11 protein-coding genes are annotated in these 13067 nt (G+C 73.7%); 5 read left to right on the forward strand and 6 right to left on the reverse strand.

The genetic code is table 11. The features are described from left to right. The first annotated feature begins 91 nt into the window (after positions 1-91). On the forward strand, positions 92-1015 hold the full coding sequence (locus ACZ6BG_RS02805; RefSeq protein WP_468996045.1) for a glycerophosphodiester phosphodiesterase: 924 nt from the start codon (positions 92-94) through the stop codon (positions 1013-1015). Here the strand turns inward: ACZ6BG_RS02805 and ACZ6BG_RS02810 are convergent. After that, positions 958-1590 (reverse strand): TetR/AcrR family transcriptional regulator, encoded by a 633-nt coding sequence (locus ACZ6BG_RS02810; RefSeq protein WP_468996048.1) that lies wholly within the window; start codon positions 1588-1590, stop codon positions 958-960. The genes ACZ6BG_RS02805 and ACZ6BG_RS02810 overlap by 58 nt on opposite strands. Before the next feature lie 156 nt (positions 1591-1746). Between ACZ6BG_RS02810 and ACZ6BG_RS02815 the strand changes: the two genes are divergently transcribed. Then, positions 1747-1926 (forward strand): DUF6243 family protein, encoded by a 180-nt coding sequence (locus ACZ6BG_RS02815; RefSeq protein WP_468449395.1) that lies wholly within the window; start codon positions 1747-1749, stop codon positions 1924-1926. 197 nt (positions 1927-2123) lie between these two features. Continuing rightward, complete coding sequence (ddaH, locus tag ACZ6BG_RS02820) at positions 2124-2951, forward strand: dimethylargininase (RefSeq protein WP_468996050.1); 828 nt, start codon at positions 2124-2126, stop codon at positions 2949-2951. Between the two features lie 65 nt (positions 2952-3016). On the opposite strand, the gene ACZ6BG_RS02825 is transcribed toward ddaH, so the two are convergent. The 5 genes from ACZ6BG_RS02825 to ACZ6BG_RS02845 all read right to left on the reverse strand — a co-directional run bounded on the left by ACZ6BG_RS02825 (position 3017) and on the right by ACZ6BG_RS02845 (position 11462). Further along, complete coding sequence (locus tag ACZ6BG_RS02825) at positions 3017-4960, reverse strand: glycoside hydrolase (RefSeq protein ID WP_468996054.1); 1944 nt, start codon at positions 4958-4960, stop codon at positions 3017-3019. Positions 4961-5538: 578 nt separating this feature from the next. Beyond that, a complete protein-coding gene (locus ACZ6BG_RS02830) occupies positions 5539-6543 on the reverse strand; it encodes a small ribosomal subunit Rsm22 family protein (RefSeq protein ID WP_468996056.1) in 1005 nt (334 codons plus the stop codon). Between the two features lie 9 nt (positions 6544-6552). Next, on the reverse strand, positions 6553-7893 hold the full coding sequence (locus ACZ6BG_RS02835) for a serine hydrolase domain-containing protein (RefSeq protein ID WP_468997872.1): 1341 nt from the start codon (positions 7891-7893) through the stop codon (positions 6553-6555). A gap of 80 nt (positions 7894-7973) precedes the next feature. Beyond that, complete coding sequence (locus ACZ6BG_RS02840) at positions 7974-9353, reverse strand: multidrug effflux MFS transporter (protein WP_468996059.1); 1380 nt, start codon at positions 9351-9353, stop codon at positions 7974-7976. Between the two features lie 480 nt (positions 9354-9833). Then, positions 9834-11462, reverse strand: coding sequence for an alkaline phosphatase D family protein (locus tag ACZ6BG_RS02845; protein WP_468996062.1), 1629 nt, complete (start codon positions 11460-11462; stop codon positions 9834-9836). Positions 11463-11595: 133 nt separating this feature from the next. On the opposite strand from ACZ6BG_RS02845, the gene ACZ6BG_RS02850 reads away from it, so the two are divergent. Then, positions 11596-12372, forward strand: coding sequence for an SDR family oxidoreductase (locus ACZ6BG_RS02850; RefSeq protein WP_468996065.1), 777 nt, complete (start codon positions 11596-11598; stop codon positions 12370-12372). A 170-nt stretch (positions 12373-12542) separates the two neighbouring features. Beyond that, entirely contained in the window at positions 12543-13007 is a 465-nt protein-coding gene (locus ACZ6BG_RS02855; RefSeq protein ID WP_468996068.1) for a lamin tail domain-containing protein, read from the forward strand. Positions 13008-13067: the final 60 nt, after the last annotated feature.

Genomic DNA, 13067 nt, shown 5'->3' on the forward strand with positions numbered 1-13067 from the left:
CATCCGGGGTACCTGGGGTGATGCCAGCCGCTGGGTGACATAGCGCGTCATTTCACGCTGTGCGGCGAATCGCGCACCTACGGTGTTCGGCATGGCCACTAGGACTGTGCTGACGGGACTCACCGCCCTCGCCCTCGCGGGCCCGGCCGGTTTCCTGACCCCCTTGGAGTGGGGCGGCGGCCCGCTCACCGTCGACGCGCTCCCCCCGGTCGTCTACACCGCGCACCGGGGCGGCGCCCTCGAAGTGCCGGAGAACAGCATGTCCGGCCTGATGGCCGCCTTCGAGCGGCGCACGGCGCAGGTCATCGACGTCGACACCAGGATGCTGCGCGACGGCACGCTGGTGGTGATGCACGACGCGACCCTGGACCGCACCACGTTCTCGCGGGGTCCGGTGCGCGGGCTGAGCCTGCCGGAGTGGCAGCGGGTGCGGCTGCGCCCGCCGACGGGCGTACCGGGCCGCTGGCGCGCCGAACGGCCGCCGACGGTGGCGGAGGTCCTCGACCGCTTCGGCGGCCGCGTGGTGCTGATGCTGGAGGCCAAGGACCCGCAGAGCCTGGCCCGGCTCGGCACGATGATCCACGCGCGCGGTCTGGCCCGCTCGGTGTTCGTCAACACCAACAAGCCCTGGGTGGCCCGCCGCGCCCACCACCTGGGCCTGCTCGCCCAGCTGTGGCGCTCCCGGACCCAGCTGCGCTCCGACCGCCCGCGGGACTGGGCGTCGTTCGTCGACGTCCTCGACGTGGACTACAAGGCGCGGGACGCGGATCTGCTGCGGGCCGTCAACTCCGGCATCCCCCGGGTGTGGGCGCACACCGTGACCACGCCCCGCCAGCGCGACCGGGTGCTGCGGCTCGGCTGCGACGGCGTGATCACGGACGCGCCCGGCCTGCTCTCGCGCACGCCTCTCAAGGGCCGGGCGAAGGCGGCGCGGGCGGCGGTCCGGCCGGCCTCGGGTCAGCGGGGCGCGATGCCGTACAGGGCGTACTCGACGAGGGTGTCGGTGTACTCGTAGCCGAGCGGGGCGGTGCGCTGGAGCCAGCGCTGGGCGAGCGGCCCGGTCCAGAGTTCGAGGGCGACGCGCGGGTCGACGTGCGGGGCTACCTGGCCGCACTCCTGGGCGGCGCGCAGCCGGTCGACGTAGAGCTGGAGCTGCGGCTCGAGCAGCTTCTCGACGAATTCGGCGCCGAGCGCCTCGTTGACGACGCCCTCGGCGGCCAGGGCGCGGGCCGGGGCGTCGAACTTGGGGTTGGTCATCTCGTCGACGGTGGCGCGCAGCACGTACTTGAGGTCGGCCTCCAGGTCCCCGGTGTCGGGGATGGCGGTCGCGACCTCTTCGAGCCCCGCCTTCGCGCTCAGTTCGGCGGAGGCCTGCTCGGACAGGTCGAGGAAGGCGTCGAGGAGGACGGCGCTCTTGGAGGGCCACCAGCGGTAGATCGTCTGCTTGCCGACACCGGCGCGGGCGGCGATGGCCTCGATCGTCATCTTGCCGTAGCCGACCTCGCCGACCAGGGCGAGGGCGGCGTCGTAGATGGCGCGGCGCGAGCGCTCGCTGCGGCGGGTGGAGTCAGGGGCGGTTTTCTGAGCCATGGCAACGAATGTAGCAGCGCCGCGAGACGCCGCGTCTCACCAGCACCCCGGCTCACGCAAAACCACTCGACAAGACGCAGCGTCTCGCCTAAGCTCGACCCCAAGACGAGACGATACGTCTCGCCACTTACGCACTCTCTTCCCTGGAGGTACGACATGTCACGAGGCGGATCCGGAATGCTCGGCGTCGGCGGTACGCGCACCAACCTCTCCCGCAAGGCGCTGCGCGGCGGCCGCGGCTCCGGCCGGGTCGGCGGCGGCCTCAGCCCGCAGGAGCAGAAGCGCGAGCTGCTGCGCAAGCTCCAGGAAGGCCGGGCGGCGAAGAACGAGTCATGACCCCCGAGCACCCGGCCGGCGAGCGGCCCGCGCCCCCGAAAGCGCCGGTCGAAATACAGCCCAGGGCCCCAAAAGCGCCCGGTTCATGAGTAAATACCCGCCCAGATCGCAGCAGATAGGGCTCAGATCGCTGCGCGAAGGCTCCTCAGACCGCACCATGGGCAGCACCAGCCCCTGCGGTCCGTGAGGAGCCTTCGTTGCATCGAGTTGCCCGGCGCGCCACACCCCGGCGCTACCTGATGTGCGCACCCGCACACTTCAAGGTCACGTACTCCATCAATCCCTGGATGGACCCCACCAAACCCGTCGACGTCCCGCTCGCCGTCGCCCAGTGGGAGGACCTGCGCGACCGCTACCGCTCGCTCGGCCACACCGTCGAGGAGCTGACGCCGCACCCGGACCTGCCGGACATGGTCTTCGCGGCGAACGGCGCGACCGTCGTCGACGGCCGCGTCCTGGGCGCGAGCTTCGTCCACCCCGAGCGGCAGCCCGAGGCGGCCGCGCACCTGGAGTGGTTCCGGGCCAACGGCTTCACCGAGGTCCAGGAGCCGACCCACATCAACGAGGGCGAGGGCGACTTCGCCGTCACCTCCAGCTACGTGCTCGCGGGCCGGGGCTTCCGTGCCAGCCCGCTCTCGCACGGCGAGGCCCAGGAGGTCTTCGGCCGCCCGGTGATCGGCCTCGACCTCGTCGACCCGCGCTACTACCACCTGGACACGGCGCTCGCGGTCCTCGACGACGCCACCGACGACGTCATGTACTACCCCGACGCGTTCTCGCCCGGGAGCCAGGCGGTCCTGCGCCGTCTGTTCCCCGACGCGCTGATCGCCACGGAGGCGGACGCCCTCGCCCTCGGTCTGAACGCGGTCTCCGACGGCCTGCACGTGCTGCTCCCGCAGGCCGCCGTCGGTCTCTTCGAGCCGCTGCGCGAGCGCGGCTACGAACCGATCGGCATGGACCTCGGCGAACTGCTCAAGGGCGGTGGCAGCGTGAAGTGCTGCACGCAGGAGCTGCGCGCCAAGTAGCGCACGGCGCCAGGGAGGTGCGGGTGGTCACGGACCACCCGCACCTCTCGCGTGTCGGGCCCGTGTCAGCGCAGGTCCGCCGGGCACAGGCGACGCGGCCGGTCGTCACCGCGCAGCCGGGCGTCCACGCAGCCGCCGGGCAGCCCGTCGCGGGCTGCGGCGCCGAAGTTGGCGGTGACCGTCAGCTCGCCGTCGCCGAAAACCGTGCGCTGGACCCGCCTGTCGGCGGTGAGGAACCGGAAGGACGTGAGCCGTTCGGCTCCGGCGGCCCGGTGCAGCGGCGCGAAGTACTTCTGCAGCGCCGCGATCTCCCGCCCGTGCCGGGCCAGCGTCGGCCCGTCGAGGACATGGTTCAGCGGCCGGTTGTAGAGCATCGCGAGCAGCGCGCGGCGGGTCTTCTCGGCGGGCAGCTTCTCGTACGACAGCTCCCAGCGCTCGGCGCTCACGGTCGCCCCGTGCAGGGCTGTCCCGTACAACGGGACGCGGTAGCGCGGGTCGTACATGGCCTTGGAGAGCGAGGCCGGGAGCCGGACCGGCTTGAAGAAGATGCCCGGGGCGGCCTCCGGGTAGTAACCGCCCCACTTCTCCCGGTCCTTCTGCAGCGCCCACAGTCCGTCGGCGACGGGCGTGGCGCTGCCGTGGTCGAAGGCGACCACCTGATTCGCCCAGGCCTGGGCGGACTCGGAGCCGAGGACCAGGCCGGAGCCGGCGATGCGGCGCATCCGGGCGAGGCGGTGGGCGCGGTCGCCCGCCTTCGTCATCGGGTGCGCGGCGGCGTGGTCACGGAACAGCTCGCCGGTGGCGTCGACGTCCAGGAAGTAGCTGTCGGCGCCGTTCCGCACCATCGCGCGGGTGCGGTGCGCGAGGAGGTGCCGGGTGGGTTCGGCGCGCTCGAAGGCCGCCGAGCTCAAGTAGCAGCCCCGGCCGCCGAATCCGGTGCGGGGGCGGCCGTCGGCGTCGCGGACGCAGAAGTCCGGGTAGACGCTGCCCGGCCACACCGACGTGGGGCTGTCGGCGGTCTTCGGGTCCTGCCCGTTGGCGAAGGTGTCGTACGGGCCGACGAGGTACCCCGCCTTCTTGGCCGCGGCGACGGCCCCCTTCCCCATCGGGTCGGGCCCGGCGTCGTACCCCAGCCACATCCCGTCCACGCCGAGGGCACGCAGGCGCCGGATGCCCGCCGGGGTGCGGGCCTCTCCCCACACGTACGCGTGCGAGGCGCCGAGGAGGCGCTTCGTCGCCGGGTTGCGGCGGATCTTCTCCTTCAGGCTGCCGAGGCGCCCGTGTTCGGAGAGGTACGCGCGGTAGTCCGCGGCCGGGGCGACGGGGGTGCCGTCGGTGAGGGCGAAGGTGACGGTGTACGCGCGCGTGCCGTCGCCCTTGTCGAAGGTGTGGGCGGCCGTGGTGCGCAGGTGGCCGCCTGGGCCCTTGCCGAACGTGAGGTCCGTCCCGATATCCGTCGGTATGAGGTAACTGACGCCGTGCCGTCCCGCCGAGTACCCCCACAGGGGCAGGGTCAGGTCGGCACTCACGTCGGCCGTGGTGCCCGTGAGCTTCTGCTCGCCCGAGGTCCAGAAGGGGTCGGCCGTGGGGATGTCCAGGCCCTCCCCGCGCGGGAGTTGGAGGCTCCCCCTGGCCCCCGTCACCGGCCACCTGACCTTGGTGTCCCGGTCGGCGGTGAGGGTGAGGGCCAGGCGGCCGTGGTCGACGCGGGCGGTGGCCTTCAGCTCCCTCTCCGGGTAACTCCACCCCACCCGCCCCTTGCCGGCGCGCCGCACGGGGCCGGGGCGGCCGAGGTCCGTGGCCGCGGGGGCGCTCAGACGCTGGGTGCGGCCGTCGTCCGTGCGGGCGCTCACCGCGAGGGTCGCGGGGTCGATGTGCGCTGTACCGCCGTCGACGGCGAAGGTCACTCCGTGGGGGTGGGCGGGGGTGGGCTCGGGGGCCGCCGCGGCGGTGAGGGTGGCGGCCGTCGTGACGGCCAGGGCGAGGGCGAGGGTTCGCTTGGGGGGCATGGGGATTGGATAGTTGGTGGGGTTAAGAGGGTTCTAAGAAGTTGCGGTCCGGGGGCCCTGCCGGGGGCTCCCCGACCCCGCCCCTTTCCCGAAACCGGGGCTGCGCCCCTGGGCCCCGGGGATGGGACTCCCCTCCGGGTGGGCCGGGGGCACCCCCGAATCGGCGCTCCGCGCCTCGTCCTCAAACGCCGGACCGGCTGAAAACTACGCCGGGGCGGGCCGGAGAGGCACTGCGAGGCCGGGCTGGAGAGGCGCAGCGAAGCCCTCGGCCCGAGAGACGCAGCGGCCTCGGCCGGAGAGGCACAGCAAGGCCGGGCCGAAGGGGCACTGCGAGGCCGGGCCGAAGGGGCGCAGCGGGCATCGGGGACGGAGAGGCGCAGCGGGCCGGGCCGGGAAGGCGACGTTGTGGGGTGGGGTGGGGCGGTGTTGTGGGGTGGGGTGGTTCGGGGCCCGAGGGTGCCGGGCTTTTGTGAGCCGGGGCATAGGTGGGGCGGGTGGGCGGGAGAGAGCCCGTCCGGCGATCGAGGACCAGGCGCGGAGCGCCGGTAGCGGGGGTGAGCCCAGGGGCAGCCGCGGGGTCAGGTCCCGGGCGGGGGCCAGGGGTTGCCCCAGGCGGCGTCGCGGGCCTCGCGGTACAGGGCGCCGTGCCGCTTCGTCACCGTCTCCCGGCGCAGGGCGCCCTCCGCGTCGCACAGGTCGAGCAGCACCATCCCCTTGCGGATCTGCGGCTTGCGGACGACTCGGGCGGGCGAGGGGACGGGAGGGACGGCGCCGGGCCGGACAGCGGCGACGTACGAGAACTTCTCGTCCTCGTAGGCGAGGGAGCCCCCCTTGACCTGCCGGTGGAGGGAGGACCTGGCGACGCGGACGGAGAAGTGGCACCAGTCCTCACCGGGCACGATGGGGCAGGCGTCGCTGTGGGGGCAGGGCGCGGCGACCCGGAACCCGGCGCCGAGCAGCCGCGAGCGGGCGTCGAGGACACGGGCGTACCCGTCGGGCGTACCGGGTTCGACGACGACGACGGCGTCGGTGGCGGCCCGGGCGGCGGCGTCGACGACGGCGGCACGGTCGTCGTCGGTGAGCTCACCGAGGACGTACGAGACGGTGACGAGGGCGGCGGACGGCACGTCGAGGGAGGCGCTGATGCGGGCGCGCTGCCACCGGGCGGGGACCAGCTCCGGGTTGGCGGCGGCGATCTCCCGCCCGAGGGCGAGCGCGGGCTCGGCCCAGTCGAGGACGGTGACGGACCGCTCGCCGGGCCAGGTGGCGTTGACGGCCCAGGTGGCGGCGCCGGTGCCGCCGCCGATGTCGGTGTGCCCGGCGGGGCTCCAGTCGGCGGGCACGGCGGCGGCGAGCGCGTCGAGCGCGGAGCGGGCCGCTTCGAAGGTGGCGGGCATGCGGTACGCGGCGTAGGCGGTGACGTCGGCGCGGTCGCGCAGGACGGGCGCGCCGGTGGGGGTGGTGCCGCGGTAGTTCGCGATGAGCCGGTCGACGGCCTGGGCGGCCGCCTTGGGCGGCAGGTCCTCCAGGAGGCCCGCGAGGGCGGTACGGAGGGTCTCTGCGGGGGAAGCTTGGTCGCGCACCCCGTGAGTTTAGTGGCCCGCGGGGGCGGGAGGCCGCCGGGCGGCCCCGGGCGCGGGCCCCACCGCCACGGCCCGCGCCAGCGTCGTGGCCGCACGGACCCGGGGACCGTTGTCGTGGGGCTGCCGCCGGGGGTGGACGGTGTTGGCGAGGAGCACCAGGAACGTGTCCGTGGCGGGGTCGAGGACGAGGGACGTACCGGTGAAGCCGGTGTGCCCCGCGGCGCCCCGGCCGGCGAGGTCCCCCATGAACCACGCCTGGTCCACGCCGAAGCCGAGGCCGGGCGCGGCCAGCATCAGGCGGACGTGGTCGGGGCCGAGGATCCGGGCGGAGCCGTACGTACCGCCGTTCAGCAGGGTCCGGCACAGCACGGCCAGGTCGCGGGCGGTGCCGAAGAGCCCGGCGTGCCCGGCCACGCCCCCGAGCGCCCACGCGTTCTCGTCGTGCACCTCGCCCCGCAGCATGCCCCGGTCCGCCTTGGCCCACGGCCGCCGCTGGTCCTCGGTCGCGGCGGCGCCGGGGCACGGCCCGAACCGGGTGGCGCCCATGCCGAGCGGCCGGGTGATCCCGTCCCGGATCAGCACGTCGAGGCCGCGGCCCGTGACCCGCTCCAGGACCTGCTGGAGGAGCAGCATGTTCAGGTCCGAGTAGACGTACGCGCCCACCTCGCCGGAGGGCACCTCGGTCCGCAGCGCCCGCAGCCGCGACGGCATGTCGGGCAGCTCGTACAGCGGGAGTTCGGGCCGCAGCCCCGAGGTGTGCGTGAGCAACTGCCGCACCGTGATGCCGTGCGCGGCGGCGCCCGTGCACTCGGGGACGTACCGGGCGACCGGCTCGTCGAGGGCGAGCGCACCGCGCTCCAACTGCTGCACGGCGGCGATGGTGGTGCAGAGCTTGGTGAGGGAGGCGAGGTCGAAGGGGGTGTCGACGGTCATGGGGACGCGGTCGGCCGGAGGCAGCTCGACGGGGGTGCCGTCGGCCGGGCTTCCGGTGGTGGAGGGCGGGGCGCTCGCTCGTGGTGCGGGGCCGGCGGGGGTGCCGTGGGCGGCGCCGGGCGCGACGCTCGCGCGGGGCGCGGCGTCGGCAGGCGTGCCGTCGGCGGCGCGCGGCGCGGCGCTCGTCCAGGGCGCGGAGTCGGCAGGGGTGCCGTCGGCGGCATGGGGCGCGACGCTCGCCCGGGGCGCGGCGTCGACAGGCGTGCCGTCGGCGGCGCGCGGCGCGGTGCTCCCGCCCGCCCCTGCGTACCGCACGGCCCACCCCACCGCCTCCGCCACCGCGATCACCGGGCCGCGCCCGGCGAGGACGACGGCGCCGGCGCACCACGGGCGGGGCCCCTCGGGCAGCGCCCGCACGTCGTGGACGAGTCGGCGCAGTTCGGCCGCGTCGAGTCCGGCGTGCTCCGGGGAGCCGGGCCGCAGCACCGGGGAGGCGGTCAGCGGTCCGACTTCCGGGGCCGGGGCGCGGTCGCGGTCCCGCCCTCCGGTGCCGACGCGGTCCCCGGCTCCGTCACCTGCGCGTTCTGGTTGTGCTGCCACGGGCGGCACAGTCCCACGAAGCAGGCGACGGCCGCCAGCGCGCACGACAGCTGGACGACGGCCATCGGCACGGCCGTCCGTTCGCCCGCGATGCCGACCAGGGGCGAGGCGATCGCGCCGATGAGGAAGGAGGACGTACCGAGCAGCGCGGAGGCGGAACCGGCGGCGTGGCGGGTGCGCATCAGGGCGAGGGCGTTGGTGTTGGGCATGGCCAGACCCATCGCCGACATCAGCACGAACAGGCCGACGGCGATCGGCGCGAGCCCGATGTCGTCGCCGAAGACGCCGCTGGTCATCAGGAGCAGCGCGGTCGCGGCGAGCGTGATGACCGCGAGCCCGAAGCCGAGGGCCTTGTCGAGGCTGACGCGGCCCACGAGTAGCTTGCCGTTGATCTGGCCGACGATGATCAGGCCGACCGAGTTCACGCCGAAGAGCAGGCTGAACGTCTGCGGCGACGCGCCGTAGATCTCCTGGATCACGAACGGCGAGGCCGAGATGTACGCGAACAGCGCGGCGAAGGCGAAGCCGCCCGCGACCATGTAGCCCGCGAACACGCGGTCCGCGAGCAGGCCGCGCATCGTACGCAGCGCCTGGACCGTGCCGCCGTCGTGGCGGTCCGCCGGTGCCAGGGTCTCCGGCAGGCAGCGCCACACCAGGACGGTCAGCGCGATCCCGATGACCGTCAGGACGACGAAGATGCCGCGCCAGTCCGTCAGGCGCAGGACCTGGCCGCCGATCAGCGGCGCGACGATCGGGGCGACGCCGGAGATCAGCATCAGCGTGGAGAAGAACCTGGCCATCTCCACGCCGTCGTACAGGTCTCGGACCACGGCCCGCGCGATCACGATCGCCGCGGCGCCCGCGAGGCCCTGGAGGAGGCGGAAGGCGATGAGGAGCTCCGCCGTGGGGGCGAGGGCGCAGATCGCGGTGGCGAGGATGTAGACGAGGAGGCCGCCGAGGAGGGGGCGGCGGCGGCCCCACTTGTCGCTCATCGGGCCGACGACGAGTTGACCGAGGGCCATGCCGGTGAGGCAGGCCGTGAGGGTCAGCTGGATCGTGGCCGCGGGGGCGTGCAGGGCGTCGGTGACCTCCGGCAGGGCCGGGAGGTACATGTCCATGGACAAGGGGGGCATGGCGGTGAGGCCGCCGAGGATGAGGGTGACCAGGGCGCCGGTCGCCACGCGCAGGGCGGCGGGGTCCTTGGCTCCGGTGGGCCCCGCCGCCCCGGGTATCCGTCCCTCGGTCTGTCTCTCCGCCGCCTGCCCGCGCTCCGGCATCGCGCCCCTCCCCGGTAGTTGGTAGTGCCCCCTATCGTCTCAGGGCGCGGGGTGTGCTCGGTCCTCGCGGGGCGCCCCGGTCCCGCCCCTTCTCCGGAACCGGGGCGCTGCGCCCCCTGGACCCCAGCCAGCCGCCGACGCCCCCTGCGGCTGGGACAGCCCACCGCCGATCGCGCTGCGCGCTCGTCCTCAAACGCCGGCCGGGCTGAATACTTGCCGGGGCGGGCTGGGTGTGCGGGGGGGGACGGGCCGCCGCCGATCGGCCTTCGGCCTCGTCCTCAAACGCCGGACGGGCTGAAATCTCGCCGGGGCGGGCTCACAGGTGCCCAGCGGGGCGAGGTGTTTCGGGCCAGAGGGTGCCGGGCTTTTGGGTGGCGCCGGGGGAAGGTCGGGCGGGTGGGTGGGAGACAGCCCGTCCGGCGATTGAGGACGAGGCGCGGAGCGCCGATACGGGGGTGCCCCCGGCCCACCCGCACCGGGTCAGGCGGGCCGCAGGCCAGGCTCCCCCGCCTCCACCACGAACGACGCCGCCGTCACGATCGGCGCCCCCGGCGTGGTGACGGCCGACACCGTCTTGAAGTCGGCCCGGGCCTGTCGCCGGTCCAGGCCGACGGTCACATAGCCCCGACGCCCGTTGTAGAACTTCAGGTGCGGGTTGGCCTTCATATAGGTCTCCCAGTTGGCGGGCCGCTCCGCCCCGTCCTTGCCGCTGGCGATGGACGTGGCGACGATCTCGGTCCCGACGACGTCGGACGACGGGTCGTCGAAGTCGTCCAGGATGTCGAAGGCGTACCCGACGTGCACGTCCCCGGTGAGCACCATGAGGTTGTCGACACCGGCGGCCTCGGCCCCGGCGAGCACCCGGTCGCGGGAGGCGGCGTACCCGTCCCAGGCGTCCATGCTGACCTTGGCGACGGGGTTGAGGTCGAGCTTGCGCTGGGAGAAGGTGACCTGCTGCGGGACGACGTTCCAGACGGCGTGCGAGCGCCGCCACCCGTCGACGAGCCACCGCTCCTGGCTGGCGCCGGTGATGGTCCGCTTGGGGTCGAGGGACTCGGGCCCGGGCACGTGCGCCCGGTCGCCGTAGGCCTGGTCGGACCGGTACTGCCGGGTGTCGAGGATGTCGAACTGGGCGAGGCGCCCCCAGCCGAGGCGGCGGTAGAGCTGCATGTCGGACCCGGTGGGCCGCTGCGGCCGGCGCAGCGGCTGGTTCTCCCAGTACGCGCGGTAGGCGGAGGCGCGGCGCAGGAGGAACTCCTCGGGCGGGTTGCCGTTCTCGTCGAGGTCGTCGGCGTAGTTGTTCTCGACCTCGTGGTCGTCCCAGGTGACGACGAAGGGGTGGGCGGCGTGTGCGGCCCGCAGGTCGGGGTCGGACTTGTAGAGCGCGTACCGGCGCCGGTAGTCGTCGAGGGTCTGCGTCTCGCGGTTGAAGACGTCGGGCAGCACGCGGTCGGTGTACTTGCGGGCGCCGCCGACGGAGTTCACGGCGTACTCGTAGAGGTAGTCGCCGAGGTGGAAGACGACGTCGACGTCGTCTTCGGCGAGGTGCTTGTACGCGGTGAAGTAGCCGTCGTGGTAGGCCTGGCAGGACACGGCGGCCAGGGTGAGCGCGGACCGGCTGGAGGCGTGCGGGGCGGTGCGGGTGCGGCCGGTCTCGCTGAACCACTTCCCGGCACGGAAGCGGAAGTAGTACGTCCGGTCGGCGTCGATGTGGTCCACCTGGACGTGCACGGAGTGGGTGAACTCCGGGTGCGCGGTGGCCGTGCCGCGTCTGACGACGCGTTTGAAGCGCGGGTCGCGGGCCAGCTCCCAGTGGACGGTGACGCGCTCGGCGGGAAGGCCGCCGTTCTCCTCGAAGGGCTTGGGTGCGAGCCGGGTCCACAGCAGCACGGAGTTCGGCTGCGGGTCGCCGGAGGCCACGCCGAGGGTGAAGGGATCGTCGGACACGCGGGCGGCGTCCATCTCGGCGGCGCCCGCGACTCCGGCGGTGGGCAGGTTGGTGGCGAAGGCCAGGGCGGCGGCCGCGCCGGTGCCGGTGAGGAACCGGCGGCGCCCCAAGTGGCGTGCGGCGGCGCGGAGTTCGGGTGCGTGCTGTGCTGCGGGTGTCATGTGCCCCTCCCCTGACGATGGTTGCAAGATGCATTGGAGTGTCTGGGGACGACACCCGCCTGTCACGTACACAACAGCCAAATGGCGGGCAGATGAGGTCCGGGTGGCGGACCCTCCCGTACGCTGCGGGGCCATGAACGCTGAGCCAACGGCACCGCCGAAGAACGCCGTGGTCACCGGGGCGGGCTCCGGAATCGGCCGCGCCGTCGCCCTCGAACTCCTCGGCGCGGGCTGGTCGGTGGCGCTCGCGGGCCGCCGCGAGGAGACGCTGCGCGAGACCGCGGCCCTGGCCACCGCCCCCGCGGCGGCCCGCGCCCTCTGCCTGCGCACGGACGTCACGTCCCCCGACGACGTGGCCGCCCTCTTCGCCGCCGCGGCCGACCGCTTCGGCCGCCTCGACCTGCTCTTCAACAACGCCGGTACGTTCGGCCCCCGCGGCACACCCGTCGAGGAGCTGGACTACGCCGAGTGGCGCCAGGTCGTGGACACCAACCTGAATGGCGCGTTCCTGTGCGCCCGGGCCGCGTTCCGGCAGATGCGGGAGCAGCGGCCGCAGGGCGGCCGCATCATCAACAACGGCTCCGTCTCCGCGCACGTCCCGCGCCCGCACTCCGTCGCGTACACCGCCACGAAGCACGCGCTGACGGGCCTGACCAAGTCCCTGTCCCTGGACGGGCGCCCGTACCGCATCGCCGTCGGACAGATCGACATCGGCAACGCCGCCACCGACATGACCGACCGGATGCGCTCGGGGATCCTCCAGGCGAACGGGCAGCTCGCGGTCGAGCCGGTGATGGACGCGGCGGACGTGGCCCGCACCGTGCGACACATGGCGGAGCTGCCGCTGGAGGCGAACGTGCAGTTCGCGACCGTGCTCGCCACGACGATGCCGTACGTCGGACGCGGCTGACGGCGAGGTCCCCGGCTGGCCGCCCGGGCCGCGCGTAGGACGGGGCGGGCCGATTGCAGTACGGCGGGGAGGGCCGAGTTCCAGTCATATGCACGGAGCGGCCCCCGATGTCGTACAACGACGTACTAAGCTCGCTGCTCTCCACGGGAACTTCACATACGGAGCACAAGTTGCGCATACGTTCGATGGCCACCGCCGTCCTCGCCGCCACCGCTGTCGCGGCCCCGCTGCTCGTCGCCGCGCCCGCGACCGCCGCGGCCCACCAGGGCGGCCTGCACCTCGGCTTCATCCAGTACGACAGCCCGGGCCGTGACACCGGCTCCAACAGCTCGCGCAACGCGGAGTGGGTGAACATCCACAACAACTCCCGCAGCGCCATCCAGCTCAAGGGCTACAAGCTGAAGGACAACACGGGCTTCACGTACACCTTCGGCAGCTACAAGATCGGCGCGGGCAAGACCGTGAAGGTCCGCACCGGCAAGGGCACCAACGCCTCGGGCGTGCGCTACTGGGGCCAGGGCTCGTACGTGTGGAACAACACCAGCGACAAGGCCCGGCTGCTCAAGCCGAGCGGCGCCCAGCTCGACTCCTGCTCCTGGACGACCCGGGACCACGGGACCAAGAACTGCCACTGAGCAACACGGGGTGAAATCCGCCGCGCGACCGGGAATGGACCCGGCCGCGCGGCGGTTGTC

It is taken from the genome of Streptomyces sp. NPDC041205, assembly GCF_055591765.1.